The organism is Streptomyces sp. NPDC052107, from assembly GCF_040680215.1.
Taxonomy (GTDB): Bacteria; Actinomycetota; Actinomycetes; order Streptomycetales; family Streptomycetaceae; genus Streptomyces.
Genome location: NZ_JBFAWG010000113.1, coordinates 1 through 16,572 on the forward strand (window position 1 = coordinate 1; position 16,572 = coordinate 16,572).

A 16,572-nucleotide genomic window follows, 5' to 3' on the forward strand; every position below is an offset into this window, starting at 1 on the left:
CGGGTACTTCCTCGGGGCAGGCATCGTCTGGGCTCCTCTCATGAGACCCATCTGACCTGCTGTCACCTTTCCCCGCATCTCGGGGGAACCTCACTCGCTGTGGCTGTGGCTGGGCTGGGACCAGCATCGTGACGTGCAGCCTGATGGAACGACGACCGGTCCGTACGAGGCGTGGCAGGTGATCGGGCTGGTGCTGACTCTGCTGGCACCGGTGTACTGCGTTACCGCCAGAGACACGAAACGCCCCGGAGGAATATCCCCTCTGGGGCGCTTTTGTTGGTGACGGCCTGCAGGACTGAACCTGCGGCCAAGCGCTGAGAAGATCCGTGATCGTCAGTGAATGAGACCAGAACTGAAACCAACCGCAGCAACGATCGGCGCTCGCCACCGGGCGTACTACTCGGGGTGGCCCCAGGCGCAGGGGCCAAACAACCGTGACCAATAATACGCGGGTGACGACGAGTTCAGCGCCGTACGCGGATGTCCCCGCTCGCCCCTGGGTGTCCGCCGATGGCAGGCGGTGGGCGGACGCCCGGGTGCCCGCGTGGGCGCGGCCGGTGGGGCCGGCTGTGGTGCTGCTGGTGGCCGTGGTCATGGCGGGGGTGATGTTCTCGCCCGACCCGATATGCACGGTGGCGGCGCCCTGTGGGGCGGACTGGCTCGATGCGACCGGAACGATGCTCTTCCTGCCGCACCTGGTGTGGCTGTTTGTGCTACCGGAACTCGCGCTCGTGTCCGCTCCGTTGCTGCTGATCTGGATGAGCAATCCCGATACTTGGCTGGGTGGGCCGGCCGAGAAGATCGCGGACGCCGTCGTTGTGGCGGCGCTGTGCTGGGGATGGGCGGCCGTCGTGGCGCGGATGCGGGCGCGCGGCCGCCAACGCTCGCTCGTGCTTGACGCGGCCGGCGGCATCACGGTGCCTGCCCCGGCGACGGACGACGTCCGCCCTTGGCGCCGGGGCCTGGTCCGCGGCATTGCGGGGGCGATCCTGTGCGCGGTGGCCGGTGCCCTGATCACGACCGTCGTCGTCGACGACCGGACAGACGACCGCCTGGCCCGTACGGCCACGTCGGAGAACGCCCGAGTCGTGGCCTACAACACTGACGACTACACCGTCACCGTCCGCCTTTCCAACAACACACGACACAGGTTCGACGCGCAGGGCAGCTATCGGGTCGGCAGTAGCGTGCCGGTGCTGATGCACGGCGATTGGATGCGGCTCGCCACTGAGCCCTACGGCGACCGCACCGGCCGCCAGGCGCTGGCACTCGTCCTCGCCGGGCTCGGTGTCACCGTGCTCGGCTCGGGCCTGCTCTCCCGCGGCCGAGCGGTGGCGCTGCACCGCGCCCCGGTCCCGGTACTGCGCGTCCTGACCCGTCACCATCAGGGGCGTACGGAGATATTCACCGCCGACGACACCGCCACCCTGCGCCCGGTGCTGAGCTACGAGCCCCACGCCCGCACCCGCACGGCACTGCGCCAAGCCCTGCTCTACGGTGCACCTCACGAGGGCGGTGAGTTGATTCTGGCGAGCGCAACGGAGTCCGGGCAGTGGCTCGTCGAGGGGACCGCGTCCCCGATACGGCACGGTTCTCCCGACGGCACGGGCAAGCCCGGGGTATACCGTCCCGGCACAGCACCCGCGGCCGCACACCGCCGGGTCGCCGAGGCCCGCGTCCAAGACGCCCTCGCCGCGATGACCCCTGCCACCGGACCGGTCCGGTGGCAGGCAGGTCCGGTGGCGCGCTCCGTCGGAGCGGCGTTGACCGTCATGCTGCTGGGGACGCTCTTCACGGGTTCCCCTGCGTGGTGGCAGCTGCCCCTCTGGTCGGTAGGTGGTCTGTACTGGGTGAGCGTCTGCCTCCGGACGATGATCTGGCGGATCACCGCCGACTCCAATGGACTGCACGTTCGCGGCCTGTGGCGTACTGCCCACCTCCCGTGGGCGGATGTCATCGGCGCTGTCTACACCCCCGAAGGTGAGCTGATCGTCCGTTGCCGCACCGATGTGGACGACGCCCCCGTCGGCAGTGTCGGCTTCCCGCCGCTGGAGCGACGGCTGCGCCGCCCAGGCCGTGCTGAGCGTGCCGCCGCCGAGATAACCGCGATGGTCCGCGAGCCGGGCCTGCGACCGAAAAACGACGCCGGATGCACATGAGCGGCCCCCGCTCCGACCCTGCCACGCTCAGCGGTCCGTCATAGCGGCCGCTCGGGGGCTGACGCCAAGCAACTGAAGCTCGCGTGCCGTTGGGGTGGCTGCTGTACTGCGGTGCTGTACAGCAACGGGCCCGGCGCGCCGGCGGTGGTCCGGCAGCGGCTCGGCCGGGAGCGGACGGGGCGAAGCCGAGTCCGGCGGGCGGGCGCGGCAAGCGAGTGGCCGCACGGCCGGGGCCGGGTCGGGCCGGACGCTCAGTCCTCGGGCGGTTCCCGCAACTGCCGGGGCAGCAACGCGGCCTCGAGTGCGGGCACGTCGAAGGGGTCGAAATGGATCCGCTCCGGCGGGACACCCTGCCGGGCCAGGGTGGCGCTGGCCTGCGTGACCATGTCCACCGGCCCGGAGAGGAACGCCTCGTGCCGGTACCACGGCCCGAACTCGTTCAGCACCCGTGGCAGGGTGCCCTCCAGCCCCGCAATGCGCTCGTGCGACACCGCGGCCCGCACAGAGAGCCAGTGGTGCCGCTGGGACATCCTGAGCATGTCGTCCAGGCCGTAGAGCTCCTCGGCGGTCCGCGCGCCGACGAAGACGTCGACGTAGCGCTCTGTCCCGGTGCGGGCCGCGTCCTCGACCAGGGCTTTGATGGGGGCCATGCCGGTCCCGCCGGCCACGCACACCAGATCCCGGTCGCTGCGCGGGTCGAGCGTCATGTCGCCCTGAGTGGGTCCGAGCCGCACCACGTCCCCGGGTTTGGCGCTGTAGACCAGGCCCTGGCTGACCTGGCCCTGGGCGACCGCACGCACGTGGAAGGTCACGGTGTTGTCCGGTCGCGGCGCGTGCGCGGGCGAGTAGTAGCGCCACGCCTTGGGGTGCCAGGGCGTCTCCACGCTCGCGTACTGTCCTGCCGTGTACGGGTAGGGCGCGTCGGGCCGCACGGTGATTTCCGCGATGCCATGGCCGCGGTGCAGGTGGTGGATGATCTCGGCCTCCCACACCGCGGGCGCCGTGCGGGCGTCTTCCTCCGCGGCGTGCATCATCACCTGCGATACGACGCCGTATCCGTGCGTCCATGCGGCGGCCAGCTCCGGGCTCCACGCCGGGCCGGCGTAGCGGGCCAGGGATGTGAGCAGGCACTCGCCCACCGCGGGGTAGTGGCCGTTCAGCGCCCCGAACTTGCGGTGGTCGCGACCGAGCCGGCCGCTGAACCGGATCAGGTTCTCCGGGTTGTCGACGAGGTCCACGATCTGCAGCAGCCCGCGCAGCAACCGGTCGCGCTGGACGTCCAGGTTGTCCGGGAAGAGCCCGCGCACCTCGGGGTAGCGTGCGAACAGAACGGCGTAGAAATACACCGTCATGTCCGCTGCGTACGGGCCGACCGCGGCCACGCTCGCGCGCATCAGGGCGATTTCCTCCGCGGTCAGCGGCACGAGGTCCGGCAGCGGACTCGGCGCCGGGGGCGAGGGAGTGGAGGGAGGCGGTGCTGATTCCGGTGACTGCGCCGTGGCATCCGCTGCGTCACGGCGTCCTCGCGACGCACGGGAGAATATCACCGGGTGCCTCCCGCTTCAGATTGAATCGTCATCACCATGAGGGAAATTCAGTGTCAGAGCAGTGGGGAGCGGGGACCGCCGCGACCGCTGCACAACCGGTCGCGGCTGCCGGGGACAGACCGATGGCCGGCACAGGGTTCCGCTGTGCCGGATGCCCACCCAGCACCCAGAAAGGGTCCGCCATTCGGCTGTGGCGCCGTCACGATGCGACGCCAGGGATCAACTCGGCCGCACACGGGCGACTTGGGAACGGACGGGGCGGAACTCCCTGGGGCGTCCTGCCGTTCGGTGGCGATCGGCCGGAACGCATTCACCCTAATACGCAATCTTCACCAGTCAACCAAAGGATAGGCACGACCTCGCCGCCACTCGCGCGCTTACGCCCCACAGGCCGGCCCGCGACGCGCGTGTTCGGCGCCGAGGAGGGGGAGTCGACGCGGAACCGACCGGAGGAAGCGTGTGGAACCGGCCGGGAACAGACCTGCTGCGGTGGATTCAGAAGCCATGGCTCACGACAACGTAATACCAGGTGAATTCACCGAGCTGAACATGATCCCTGTCGGTAAATCCGGATAACCGGGGCACCTCAGGAGGGTATACACCGGCGATCTCAGGGTTTGGCTTGCGCGGTTGGCACGCACGCGAGCGGCGTCAGGCCCTTGCCGGTCCAGCGTTGGCGGTGGTGGGGAACGTACGGGCGGTCGATGGCGTGCTACCGGCGGAGTTCGAACGTTCCTGAGCTGGTCCGTCCGTCGCAGGACGGCACGCGGATGGAGCGTTTGGTGGGCGGACGCCTGCGTCGCTCGGGCACGCAGGTCCCGGCTTCGCGCCGTTCGGGCAGGTCACGGTGCCGGCGCGGGAACGTCTCCGGTTGTACCACGAGGAGTGGGCGCTGCAGCCCTCTCATCGGAAGGCGGTGGGGCACGTCGGGCCCCCGGCCAGCCGCCGCTCAGTCATGTGCCCGCGCTTTGGCGGGAGTTCGGCCGTGACGTAGGCCACTCGTGACCCTTGACACAGGTCTGGCACCACTGCATTCTTCCACCATTCGGTTGGTGTCTACCGAGTAGTGGAATCGACCTCGTCGCCAACACCTCGGAGTGCCCGCATGGGACACCGCATCAGATCCCACATCGCCATGGGAGCGAGCGCCGAGACGTACAACCTGCTGCATCCCGCACCCGCCCGCGAACCCGGCGGGCGCAAGGCGAAAGCGGTGCCGGCCAACCGCGCCGAGGTCATGATGACCGCCAACACCGTGTGCCGGACGCAGGTCGCGTCCCCCGTACGGAAGTCGCTCGAGCGAGCGCTATACGGCCCTGGCGCCGTCGTCGCGCGCGCCATCCCACGGACCACCACGGTGCCGACCCGTGGCGCGGCCCCCTCCTCTCCGGTGTCGTAGAAAAGGGTGCTAGATGATCCTCGCCAACTACCAGCAGGACTACAGTCCGGTGGGTCACTCGCTCGGGCTGTCGTCCATCATCGCGATCCTTCCGCTGCTCGTCCTGTTCGTGCTGCTCGGCGTGGTGCGGATGAGGGCGTGGCTCGCCTCGCTGATCTCCCTCGTTGTTGCCGTGGTGCTCGCTGTCGCCGTGTACTCGATGCCGCTCGCCGACGCGCTCAACAGCGGGCTCCTGGGAGCCGCGTTCGGTTTCTTCCCGATCATGTGGATCGTCATCAACGCGATCTGGGTCTACAACCTCACCGTCGAAACCGGCCACTTCGACGTACTGCGCAGGTCGTTCGCGTCCATCAGCGACGACCAGCGGGTGCAAGCGATCATCATCGCCTTCTCCTTCGGCGCCCTCATGGAGGCGCTGGCCGGTTTCGGCACGCCCGTCGCGATCAGTTCGGTCATGCTGATCGCCCTGGGCTTCAAGCCGCTCAAGGCAGCCACCGTCGCCCTGGTCGCCAACACCGCACCCGTGGCGTTCGGCGCGATAGCCGTGCCGATCACCACACTGGCGGGCGTCACCAGCCTGCCCGTGGACGACCTCGGCGCGATGGTCGGCCGGCAGACGCCGATCCTGGCACTGTTCGTGCCGCTGGCTCTGGTGTTCATCGTGGACGGCCGAAGAGGGCTGCGGCAGACCTGGCCTCCGGCGGTGGTGTGCGGCGTGTCCTTCGCGATCTTCCAGTACCTGTCCTCGAACTTCTGGTCCGTGCCGCTCGCCGACATCATCGCCGCGCTCGCCTCCGTGCTGGCGGTCCTGGCGTTCACCCGGGTGTGGCACGCCGAGGAGACGTACCAGGAGAGTGACGAGGACGACGGCCTCGACGACGGCCTCGGCGGTGCCAACGGCGGCTCCCGCCGGCCGCGGACCCCCGACGGCGCGCCGGACCCGGCCAGCGGCGAGTCCGTGGACACCCGGCTGCCGACCCGGGCCCGCGCCGACGCCGACCGCGACACGCACGACTCGCCGCTGGACGTCTTCAAGGCGTACGCGCCCTACCTGGCCATCATCGTGGTGTTCGTGCTGGCCACCCGGGTACCGGCGATCACCGGAAAGCCGCCGGCCGAGGTCGGCGCGACCGGTACCGGCCTGGAGTCGGTGACGCACATCCTCAACTGGCCGGGGCTGCACATCCTCAAGCCGAACGGCGACCCGGTCGCCACCACCTTCAAACTCAACTACCTCTCGGCGGGCGGGAGTCTGCTGCTGATAGCCGGCCTGATCAGCATGGTGCTGATCCAGGTCGGTCCGCGCCGCGCCCTGCGCGCCTACGGACGCACCCTGGACCAGCTGAAGTTCGCGGTGCTCACCGTCATGCTGGTGATAGGACTCGGCTACATCATGAACGAGTCCGGTGAGACCACCACGCTGGGTCTGTGGGTGGCCGGTGCCGGCGGGGCCTTCGCCTTCCTCTCACCGATCCTCGGCTGGCTGGGCGTTGCCGTCACCGGCTCCGACACCTCCTCCAACTCCCTGTTCGGCGCTCTCCAGATCACCGCCGCCCACCAGGCCGGCCTGTCGCCCACCCTCATGGCCGCGGCCAACTCCTCCGGTGGCGTGCTCGGCAAGATGATCTCCCCGCAAAACCTCGCCATCGCCGCGGCCGCGGTCGGTTTCGAGGGCCGCGAGGGGATCCTCTTCCGCCGGGTCATCGTGTGGAGCGTGGTCTTCATGCTCTTCATGTGCGTGCTGGTCTACCTGCAGAGCACCCCGGTGCTCGACTGGATGGTCGTGAACACGTCGGCAACCACCCCCTGACAGGGGCGTGTACCACGGCACTGTACGCGCCGAAAAATCCCAATCGTGTCGACCGGGATGCCCGCACGTCCTTCCCGCGCGTCCTCGACGAGGTCGTTGACGAAGTCGAGCCGCCGGCTGCCCTCGATGAAAGTACGGAATGCGGCCCGGTACCGCCCGTCGCGCAGAACCCATGACGCCCTTTGGTGAGCGAGGGGCGCGCGGCTCCGAAGCCGTGGCGCCGAGGCCGGGGACCGCAAGGGTGTCGTGGGCGGAGGCGAGGGCCACATTCGTTGCGTTGGCGCGGGTGCGGTCGAGTGCAGGTTGTTGTGGGAGACGGACCCGGCAGCACCCGAGCAGCCCTCCCCGCCCTCCGGTACGGCGATTACGGCGATTCGTGACCAACCATGATCTTCCCGGCTGCGGACAGTGCCGCATGAATCGGGGGTTTGCGGATGCGCCGAGGAGCGGCCCCTTGTGCATCCATCCCCGCCGGGTATGGTCTGAGACCGGCTCGGCCAGGCGGTCGTGCGCTGTTGAACCGTGAGGATGTGTCAACCCGGGGCGGAAACTCGGCCCGTGTGGCCCGGACTTCCGGCTGTCTGCCCGCGGAGGTGGCATGGAGCGACAGGCTGCTCACCGGGTGAACCGGGGCCTCGACTCCCACACCGCCGGACGTCGGCGGCCACGGCGGAGTCGGGGTCTCTGGCACACTCCGACGACTTGGCGAGGGGGACGGACGGTGAACTGCCCGGTGCCGTGGGACGGTTCGGCCCGTGGCATCGCCGTGACGCTGTCCGTCCTGACCGCCGACCGTGATCCACAGCGGGGCCGGCACCCTTGCGCGGGTCGGTGTCCCTCCCGGCGGTCACAGCACGACTCCGTCGTAGGACCGGTCGCGGCCACGCCCGGCCACGGCACCAGCGCCTGAAGGAGACACAGAGGAACGTGGACGCTCACCTGAACCTGGACGGGCATCCCGGCCGGGACCGGAACGAGGACCCGGGCCGAGAGCCCGTCCCGGGCCATGCCCCGGGGCGGCGTGGTGGGACGGAGTCAGGTCCCGAGGGGAGGGCTGCGGCGTGCCCGGGAGCGGACACCGGGCCGCCGCAGGCCGGGCAGGACGGCGAAGGGGCGGCCGCGTCCGGGCCCGAAGGCGCCGGCCTGGTCCGTGACGGCGACGGCGCTGCGATCCACCATCAGCGGGTCCACGGACCAGACGCCCGCCGCGTCCGGCCCTCCTCCCACCCCGACCGCCCGGGCAGTGACGGCGAGCACGGGCTCCAGGAGCGCATGGGCACCGCGGACCGTGCCGCCAAGTTCTACGACGAGCAGGTGCTCGACCGGCTCAACCCGCGGATGCGGGAGTTCGCGGCGCGGCAGGAGATGTTCTTCCTTGCCACCTCCGACCGCCACGGGGAGTGCGACAACACCTTCCGGGCCGGACCTCCCGGCTTCGTCCAGGTCTTCGACGACAGGACGCTGGCCTACCCCGAGTACCGCGGCAACGGCGTCCTCGCCAGCCTCGGCAACATCCAGGAGAATCCACACGTCGGCATTCTCATGATCGACTTCCTTCGGGACCGGATCGGCCTCCACGTCAACGGCCGGGCCCGTGTCCTCTCCGACGAAGAGATGCGCCGCGAACGCCCGGACCTGCCGGTCGACCCCGCGCCCGGCCGCCGGGCCCGGTTGTGGGTGGAGGTCACGGTGGAGGAGGCGTACATCCACTGCGCCAAGCACATCCCGCATCTTCGGAAGGTGCCGGCACACGCGGACCGCGCGTGGGGCACGGACGACTCCAAGCGCAAGGGCGGTGACTTCTTCGGCGCGGCGGCCGAGGCAGCCGACCGCACTCCGGACGAGCACCCGCGCCGCGAGGCCGGCGACCCCCCGTCGAGGGCATCGGCCCCGCCTCACGCCGCCCGGCCGGCCGGAAGGGCCTGGTGACCGGAGTCGCCCGTGCGCGATCACGACCGTGTCGTCGAATCCCCTCGGACACGGAGTTGCCCCACGGCGCCCCGTTTCTTGGGCGTTGGGGGGTGCAGCCGGGTTCGAGGTGGGTGGCGCTGGTGTGGCCGTGGCGGCTCCGTCAGCCGGACGGTGGCAGGTTCTCCTGGCGGGTACGCATCGTCGCACCCGCTTCCTGGGGATGGCTTTTACGGAGCGTGTCCAGGCGATGCGGCAACATCCTCCACGACCCACGCATGCGTCCTGACCAGCACGGATGAGGTAGTCCGCAAGTGCGAGGTCAGGGCTTCCACCGCACCGGCAGCTGACGCGGGCCCCGGATGAGCATGCCGTGGCGCCAGGTCAGGGCGGCCGGGTGGGCGTCGAGTGCGAGGTCGGGGCAGCGCTCCAGCAGGGCATGGATCGCGATCCGAGCCTCCAGGCGGGCGAGCGGCGCGCCGAGGCAGTAGTGGATGCCGTGACCGAAGGCGACATGACCACCCGCGGGCCGCCGGATGTCGAAGCGGCCCGGGTCGGGGAAGCGCGCCGGGTCATGGTTCGCGTCGGCCAGGGCCACGAGGACCAGCTCACCACCGCCGGGGATGACTGTATCGCCGATCTCGACCGCCTCGGTGGTGAACCTGAACGTCGGCGTCTCCACCGGCCCGTCGTAGCGCAGCATCTCCTCCACCGCGTTGCCGATGAGCGTCATGTCCTGGCGCAGCGCGGCGAGTTGGTCGGGATGGGTCAGCAGGGCCAATACGCCGTTGGAGATCAGGTTGACCGTGGTCTCGTGCCCCGCGACCAGCAGGAGCCAGGCGGTACCGCGCAGTTCGTCCGCGGACAACCGGTCGCCGTCCTCGTCGGTGGTGCGGATCAGGGCGCTCATCAGGTCCTGGCCCGGGGTCTGGCGCTTGCGCTCAAGCAAGTCGACGAGATACGTGGCCACCTCATCCGTCGCCGCCAGCCGCGCCCCCGGGTCGGGGTCGGTGAGGATCGTGCCGACCCAGGCGCGGAACGCGGCCCGGTCGAGCATCGGCACACCGAGCAGCTCGCAGATCACCGAGATCGGAAGCGGGAACGAGAGTGCCTCGACGAGATCGGCCCGCCCTTCCGGAAGCGCCACCATCGCGTCGAGCAACTCGTCGGTGATCTGCCGCACCCGCGGCGAGAGCTGCTCGATCCGGCGCGGAGTGAACTCGCGGACGACCAGCTTGCGCAGCCGCTCATGGTCAGGTGGATCGGAGTTGAGCATGTGGGGGCCCGCGGATGGACTGGGGATCGGAAAGGAAGGCGAGGCGTTCTCCCACTGCTTGGACAACCGCGGATCCACAAGCGCGGCCCGGCCGGCCTCGTATCCGACTACGAGCCAGGCCTCCGTACCCTCCGGAATCCGCACCTTGTGGACGGGGCCGCGCTCCCGCAGTGCTGCGTAAACGGGATATGGAGCGCGGACGAAGTCCTCGCCCATCGCGACCAGATCGATCACTTCGGCCGTCATCGCCTGCCTCCGTCTCCCGGTTCGCCCGACGCTAGCAGTGGGCGGTGCTTCGGCGAAGGATGCATTCAGCCGAACCGGGCCGGGGAAGACCGGCGCCCCGCGGTCGGCGAAGGCGAGCACGGCGATCGCTGTAATCGATGCCCAGACGTCGCGCGCAGTGGGATCCACATCGGCCTGCGCTCGCGAGCGGCAGCACGCCAGAACCGGCACAGCCCACGCTGAGCGCAGCTCGGACGTGGAATTACCGACCAGCCGCTCCTTTCACCCCCCCATTGCACTCCAGGGAGATGAATTTATTCCCGCCCTTGAGGAATTCTTACTCGCGAATCCGTCGGGTCACTCCCCGAGAGGTGGCCATGTGTCGGATATCGCATGGTTGGGTGATGGTGACACGGACCCGGAAGGATGTACGTTCCCACGCATGATCAGAACTGCAGTGATCGCAGTCATCGGCGCCCTGGCAATCTCCTTTGGCGCCTCGGCGTTGACCGTCTCGCCCTGGTGGTGGCCGGCCGCCGTGTTGTGTGCTGCGGTAGCCGGAGTCGGCACTCATGATCTGCTTCAAAGGCGCCATTCCGTCTTGCGCAACTATCCGGTACTGGGACATATCCGTTTCATGCTGGAGTCGATCCGGCCCGAACTGCAGCAGTATTTCATCGAGCGTAATTACGATGGCCGTCCCTTCGACCGGGATGTCCGCAGCCTCGTCTATCAGCGCGCCAAGGGAGACGAAGCGGAGCACCCGTTCGGCACCGAGCGGAACGTCTACGCCGAAGGCTACGAATACTTCGAAACGTCGATCAGGCCACTCCCGGTGCGGGCGGAGGAGCCCCGCGTCCGCATCGGCGGCCCGGACTGCACCAAGCCCTACGACATGTCCTTGCTCAACGTCTCGGCGATGAGCTTCGGCTCGCTGTCCGCCAACGCCATCCTCGCTCTGAACCGGGGAGCCGCCCTCGGCGGCTTCGCCCACGACACCGGAGAGGGCGGCCTGTCGGAGTACCATCTGCGTCACGGCGGAGACCTGGTGTGGGAGATCGGCACCGGATACTTCGGCTGTCGCGCCACGGACGGTGGTTTCGACCGCGTGCGGTTCGCCGAAAAGGCTGCTCACGACAACGTGAAGTGCGTGTCGCTGAAGTTGTCGCAGGGAGCCAAGCCCGGGATCGGAGGGGTGCTGCCCGGAGAGAAGGTCACCGCCGAGATAGCCCGGGTACGTGAGGTTCCCGAGGGGCGGACGGTCATCTCGCCCCCGTACCACGAGGTCTTCAGCACACCCCGGGAACTGATCCGGTTCATCGCCGAGATGCGCGAGCTGTCCGGGGGCAAGCCGGTTGGCTTCAAGCTGTGCGTGGGCTCCCGGCGGGAGTTCCTGGCGGTGTGCAAGGCCATGATCGAGGAGGGCACCGCGCCCGACTTCATCATCGTGGACGGAGCGGAGGGCGGCACCGGAGCCGCCCCGCTGGAGTTCGCCGACCACCTCGGCAGTCCGCTCACCGAGGGACTGATCACCGTCCACAACGCCCTGGTCGGCGCCGGCCTGCGGGATCGCATCAAGATCGGCGCCAGCGGCAAGGTGGCCACCGGCGCCGACATCGTCAAGCGCATGGTGCAAGGCGCCGACTTCACCAACGCGGCACGTGCCATGATGTTCGCGATCGGGTGCATCCAGGCGCAGAGCTGTCACACCAATACCTGCCCGGTCGGCGTGGCCACACAAGACCCGCGCCGTGCACGCGCATTGGACGTCGACGACAAGTCGGCCCGGGTCCGTCGCTTCCAGTCCGCCACCGTGAAGAGCGCACTGCAGATCATTGCCTCGCTGGGTGTGAGCGTGCCCGCCGAACTGCGCCCGCACATGCTGCGCCGGCGCGTGGACCCGGTGACCGTCCAGTCCTACGCGGAGCTCTACGAGTGGCTGGCCCCCGGCCAGTTGCTGATCGAGCCGCCGGAGTCATGGGCAGCGGACTGGAAGGCCGCTGATCCCGACCGTTTCACCGGCTGACGGGCGATCCCTGTCTGTTGGCCCCGACAGCGGTCGGACAGCTGCGGAGGGGAGAACCATCGCCGGGACGCGGTCGGCCTCGGCAGGTGGCTCGGGGCGGTGTCCCGATGCGGGCGCATACCCGGACCTGGCCCGGATCAGGACGCCGGCTCACGGCCGCGTTCGGCCACGCACCGGCGTGCCCGTACCACGCTGCCGGGTGCCGGCATCGGTCTCCTGCGGCCAGTTGTGCAGGTCGGGTGGTAGGCGCCGTAGCCGGGCTTGGAGTCCTCGAAGTGCTTGTACGTCCGGGCGCCCGAGCAGGTGGCGGCGAAGCGGCTCTGTCCACCATCAGCCGAAGACGGGCACATGGCGGATGCCCCGTTCGAGGCGGCCGGCGAGACCTGTCCAAGGAATACGCGGAGGCGGTCTTGGACCACGTGGTGCAAGCTTCGAAGAGCAGGCGGCACCTCGCCGGTGGGCCGCGGTGCGAGATTCGCGGCACCTCAGCCTGCCCTGGGATGATCTGTGAATGGTGATCATGAGTGTGAGGGATCCGAACGCCGGGCACGCGGAAGCAGCGGATCAGGGCGTTACGGCGACAGGCGCCGGCTTCGCCGATGGCGATGCGCCATTGGCGGGATGTGCGGCGCTGGTGACGGGTGCGTCCAGCGGCATCGGTGCGGCCACCGCCTTGTCGCTGGCGCGGCAGGGCGCACGGTCGACAACCGCCTGGCTCGTGTCACCGAGTCGACCGGCGTCGACCCGCACACCGCCCGCGGCGTCCAACTCCTCGGCGCCGCGCTGACCCTGCACCGGATACCCGGTCGGGACTGCCGGTGACACCTCCGGGCTCGGACAAGGCACCGGACACCGGACGGCCGTTGGTTCCCGTCGGCTGCGTCACCGCCGTACGTCGGTTACGTTGGTAAAGCACCTGGCCAGAGGGGGGTCACAAGCCGTAACCCACCGGGGACGCTCCATGACCGGCCTGATCGTCGTCCTGCTGTTGGTGGTCCTGGCCACCGCCGTCGCGACCGGTGCCCGGCGCTGGAGCCTGCCCGCCCCCTCGCTCCTCGTGGTCGCGGGTCTGGTCGTGGGGCTGATGCCCTGGGTTCCCGAGGTCCGCCTGCCGCCTCACGTGATCAACGTGCTGGTGCTGCCGCCGCTGCTCTACGCCTCGGCCGGGGAAATCTCCGTCCGCGACCTGCGCACCGTGTGGCGGCCCGTGACGGGCCTGGTCTTCGGCCTGGTCCTCGCCTCGGCCGTCGCCGTCGGGTACGTGGCCCGCGTGATCACGCCGCTCACCGCCGCGACCGCGTTCATCCTCGGCTCCGTCCTGGCCAGCACCGACCCCGTGGCCGTGACCGCGCTCGGCCGGCGCCTGTCGCTCCCACCGCGCGTGCAGGCCATGGTGCAGGCGGAAAGCCTGTTCAACGATGCCACCTCACTGGTCCTGTACAAGGTCGCCGTGGCCACCGCGGTGTCCGGCAGCGTCATCAGTGTGTCGGGGACCGCCCTGCAGTTCCTGATCCTTGCGGGCGGAGGAGCCCTCATCGGGGCGGCGCTCGCCGCAGTGGTGACCCTGATCCGCAGACGGACCGACGATCCCATGCTGGAGACCGTCATCGCGCTGGTCACTCCCTACGCCTCCTACGTCATCGCGGAGCAGTCGCACACCTCCGGCGTGACCGCCGTCATCGTGTCCGGGGTCGTCATCGGCAGCACCGGCCACAAGCTCGGCGACGCCCCCGTCCGCCTCCAGGTCCACGCCGTCTACGACACCGTGACCTTCCTGCTGGAGAGCGTCGTCTTCGCCCTGATCGGGCTCGAGCTCCCCTCGGCCGTCCGCCATCTCGCGCGCGACGAGCACGGCTGGCCGCTGTGGGTGCCGGTGATCGCCTTCACCCTGCTGGCGATCCGCCTGCTGTGGATCTTCCCGTTGTCCGCCCTGATCCACCACCGGCACAGGGAAGGCGACAACCGCCTCTCCTGGCGCGTTCCGGCCGTCCTGTCCTGGGCGGGCACCCGAGGCGTCATGCCGCTGGCAGCCGCGCTCTCCATCCCCCTGGTCACCCACACAGGGGCGCCGCTGCCGCACCGGGCGCTCATTCTCACGCTCACCACCGGGACCGTCGCGCTCACTCTCGTCTTTCAGGGTTTCACCCTGGCCCCCGTCGTCCGCTGCTCCGGCATCGCTCTGGAACCGGAGCACACCGCCCGCGAGGAGGCCCGGACCCGCCGGCACATTGCCCACGCCGCTCTCGATGAGCTGAAACTGCTGGGCGATCTGGATCAGCTCGCCGATCTGGGTACCGCCGCCGAGGCCGCCCTGAAACAGGCCCGTCGTCATCTGGAAGCGCGCATCCACCAGGTCGAAGACGCCCACTACAGCGACCCGGACGCCCGCCCCGCCGACGCCTACCGCGAGATACGCCGGACACTCATCGCCATCGAGGCGGCCGAGCTCCAGCGCCTCTACGAAGCGAACAAGATCAGCAACGCCACTCGGCGCCGGATCCAGCACGAACTCGACCTCGAAGAAGCCAGCCTCCGCCCCCGCGACTGACGGCCGGCTTCAGCAACCCGCTCATACACCGACGGGGCACTCAGGCATATTGCTTGGAATCGCCGTAGTGGCCTGCCAAGAGTTACGGCGACCTCTGTGCAGGCAACGCGCTGACCTGCTTCTTCAGTGCGAGGAGCCGTGGGGTGTGTGTCGGGCTCATGTGGAGATTTCATGGAGGCCGACCCTCAACCCATTCGGTCCTGACATTGGTTTTTCGCCGGTCGTCCCGCGGCTTCATCGGACGACGCAATGGCTCAGCTCGTCGAGGCCTGGTCCCGTTGTCCTTGATGCATCCAGGCGATCGCCGGATACCGCACCTAGGCAGTCGGCGAACCCACCTTCCGCCATGTACTCGACGGGCCTCGGCCTTCCTTCCACAGCTGTCGTGGCGTTCAAGGACCAGCGCGCCACCGACCTCCTGGCCGCAATGGACCGCGTCGGCTCTCCCCCTGGGCGAGGTTTCCGTGGCCTGCTACGGCGAGGTGCTGTCCTGGTTCAGGCGCCCCACGCCGACCACTCTCGGCCAGTCGCCGGCGTAGCGGGCCCGGCACCCGGAAACGACCCTCAGCGCCGAGCCGACGAGGCCGGACGAGCAACAGCGTGGCGTCGTCGGAGCCGGGGCGGTTCGGGAGCAGGGTCCGGATATCTGGTCGCAGCGGTACCCGCAGATCCTGCCGAGGTGGCAGAGATCCGCGCGGAAGTCGGTCGTCAGCTGAAGGAGTGGGGACTGGAAGAGCCGGCTTCGTGACCGAGGTAGTCGTCAGCGAGCTGGTCACCAACGCCATCCGCTACGGTGCCGGCCCGATCCGGCTGCGCCTCATTCGCGACCACACACTGATCTTCGAAGTCTCGGACAGCAGCACCACCGCGCCACACCTGCGCCGGGCACGAATGTGCGACGAGGGCGGGCGCGGCTTGCTGTCGGTGGCCCAGCTCACCTATCGCAGGGGGAGCCGTCAGCACGCCAGAGGCAAGACCATCTGGTGCGCGCAGGCGGTGCCCCCGGGCGACGTCTGCGGCCGAGCAGGCCGACGCGGACTTCGTCCTTGCTGCGCCAGGCCGGTTCGTTCTCCATCATGATCGAGCTGATCGGCAGTCCGGTGGCCTGCTTGTGTGCCAGCAGCTCGGCGCCGGTGGTGAACGGGTAGCGCACCGGTGTGCTGTCCGGGACGATCTGCGGGCCGTCGGCCGCGCGGTCGTCCACGACGAAACCGCCGCCGACGGAGTAGTACGTACGCGAGGCCAGGGACCGCCCGTCACGTGCGGCGGCTCGAAGGTCATGGCGTTGGAGTGGAAGGCCGGCCGCTTGCTGCGGTGCAGGATCACGTCCTGGTCGAGCTCGAAGGCGATGGTGTGCTTGCCCAGGAGCCGTAGGCTCTGCAGCGCTTGGACCCGGTCCGCCGTCGGCTCCGCAACAGCAGGGTCGACGATCTCGGATACCTCGCCTTCCAGCCCGAGAACAACGGCCTACTGCCTGCGGGCCCCTCACGAGCAGGCTCACCAACTTCGTTAGTAATCCTTAGTGTTGCATGTATAGTTGCGTGCATGGAGTTGCTGCGTATCTCCAAGGCTGCGAAGTGTCTCGGGATACACCCGATGACGCTTCGCCAGTGGGCTCTCGACGGCAAGATCCCGTTCACGTGGGTCGGCCGTGAGCGCCGGTTCTCCTCGGTC

General features: G+C 69.2%; 10 protein-coding genes and 2 pseudogenes. 8 read left to right on the plus strand and 4 right to left on the minus strand.

Going from position 1 to position 16,572, the window contains the following annotated elements:
- The first annotated feature begins 452 nt into the window (after positions 1-452).
- A complete protein-coding gene (locus tag AB0M27_RS42275; protein ID WP_365730623.1) occupies positions 453-2,159 on the plus strand; it encodes a hypothetical protein in 1,707 nt (568 codons plus the stop codon).
- Positions 2,160-2,410: 251 nt separating this feature from the next.
- Here the strand turns inward: AB0M27_RS42275 and AB0M27_RS42280 are convergent, their stop codons facing one another.
- Entirely contained in the window at positions 2,411-3,583 is a 1,173-nt protein-coding gene (locus AB0M27_RS42280; RefSeq protein WP_365730625.1) for a globin domain-containing protein, read from the minus strand.
- Positions 3,584-4,811: 1,228 nt separating this feature from the next.
- On the opposite strand from AB0M27_RS42280, the gene AB0M27_RS42285 reads away from it, so the two are divergent.
- On the plus strand, positions 4,812-5,105 hold the full coding sequence (locus tag AB0M27_RS42285; RefSeq protein ID WP_365730638.1) for a hypothetical protein: 294 nt from the start codon (positions 4,812-4,814) through the stop codon (positions 5,103-5,105).
- Positions 5,106-5,118: 13 nt separating this feature from the next.
- Positions 5,119-6,915 carry an L-lactate permease gene (locus AB0M27_RS42290; protein ID WP_365730640.1) on the plus strand — a complete coding sequence of 599 codons (1,797 nt, stop codon included), beginning with the start codon at positions 5,119-5,121 and terminating at the stop codon, positions 6,913-6,915.
- Between the two features lie 1,035 nt (positions 6,916-7,950).
- Here the strand turns inward: AB0M27_RS42290 and AB0M27_RS42295 are convergent.
- Positions 7,951-8,172: a hypothetical protein gene (locus tag AB0M27_RS42295; RefSeq protein WP_365730642.1), complete on the minus strand. Its 222-nt coding sequence runs from the start codon at positions 8,170-8,172 to the stop codon at positions 7,951-7,953.
- 15 nt (positions 8,173-8,187) lie between these two features.
- On the opposite strand from AB0M27_RS42295, the gene AB0M27_RS42300 reads away from it, so the two are divergent.
- On the plus strand, positions 8,188-8,844 hold the full coding sequence (locus tag AB0M27_RS42300; RefSeq protein ID WP_365730644.1) for a pyridoxamine 5'-phosphate oxidase family protein: 657 nt from the start codon (positions 8,188-8,190) through the stop codon (positions 8,842-8,844).
- A 301-nt stretch (positions 8,845-9,145) separates the two neighbouring features.
- Here the strand turns inward: AB0M27_RS42300 and AB0M27_RS42305 are convergent, their stop codons facing one another.
- Positions 9,146-10,345, minus strand: a complete 1,200-nt coding sequence (locus tag AB0M27_RS42305; RefSeq protein WP_365730645.1) for a cytochrome P450 — start codon at positions 10,343-10,345, stop codon at positions 9,146-9,148.
- Between the two features lie 421 nt (positions 10,346-10,766).
- Between AB0M27_RS42305 and AB0M27_RS42310 the strand changes: the two genes are divergently transcribed.
- From AB0M27_RS42310 to AB0M27_RS42320, 3 genes and pseudogenes are all read left to right on the plus strand, one after another.
- The gene (locus AB0M27_RS42310; RefSeq protein ID WP_365730649.1) at positions 10,767-12,350 is read left to right on the plus strand and encodes an FMN-binding glutamate synthase family protein; all 1,584 of its coding nucleotides are present in this window, start codon (positions 10,767-10,769) and stop codon (positions 12,348-12,350) included.
- A 961-nt stretch (positions 12,351-13,311) separates the two neighbouring features.
- The gene (locus AB0M27_RS42315; protein WP_365730647.1) at positions 13,312-14,898 is read left to right on the plus strand and encodes a Na+/H+ antiporter; all 1,587 of its coding nucleotides are present in this window, start codon (positions 13,312-13,314) and stop codon (positions 14,896-14,898) included.
- Between the two features lie 709 nt (positions 14,899-15,607).
- A pseudogene (locus tag AB0M27_RS42320) lies at positions 15,608-15,978 on the plus strand (ATP-binding protein); the annotation flags it as partial.
- Here AB0M27_RS42320 and AB0M27_RS42325 read toward each other — a convergent pair.
- A pseudogene (locus tag AB0M27_RS42325) lies at positions 15,973-16,353 on the minus strand (serine dehydratase beta chain); the annotation flags it as partial. The pseudogenes AB0M27_RS42320 and AB0M27_RS42325 overlap by 6 nt on opposite strands.
- Before the next feature lie 90 nt (positions 16,354-16,443).
- On the opposite strand from AB0M27_RS42325, the gene AB0M27_RS42330 reads away from it, so the two are divergent.
- On the plus strand, positions 16,444-16,572 hold a 129-nt coding region (locus tag AB0M27_RS42330; protein ID WP_365730651.1), incomplete at its 3' end, for a helix-turn-helix domain-containing protein.

What these genes read in the sequence shown, in the direction of transcription:
- AB0M27_RS42300 (WP_365730644.1), top strand. Translation starts at nt 8,188, where the DNA reads ATGGGCACCGCGGACCGTGCCGCCAAGTTCTACGACGAGCAGGTGCTC.
- AB0M27_RS42305 (WP_365730645.1), bottom strand. Translation starts at nt 10,345, where the DNA reads ATGACGGCCGAAGTGATCGATCTGGTCGCGATGGGCGAGGACTTCGTC.
- AB0M27_RS42290 (WP_365730640.1), top strand. Translation starts at nt 5,119, where the DNA reads ATGATCCTCGCCAACTACCAGCAGGACTACAGTCCGGTGGGTCACTCG.
- AB0M27_RS42315 (WP_365730647.1), top strand. Translation starts at nt 13,312, where the DNA reads ATGACCGGCCTGATCGTCGTCCTGCTGTTGGTGGTCCTGGCCACCGCC.
- AB0M27_RS42310 (WP_365730649.1), top strand. Translation starts at nt 10,767, where the DNA reads ATGATCAGAACTGCAGTGATCGCAGTCATCGGCGCCCTGGCAATCTCC.
- AB0M27_RS42285 (WP_365730638.1), top strand. Translation starts at nt 4,812, where the DNA reads ATGGGACACCGCATCAGATCCCACATCGCCATGGGAGCGAGCGCCGAG.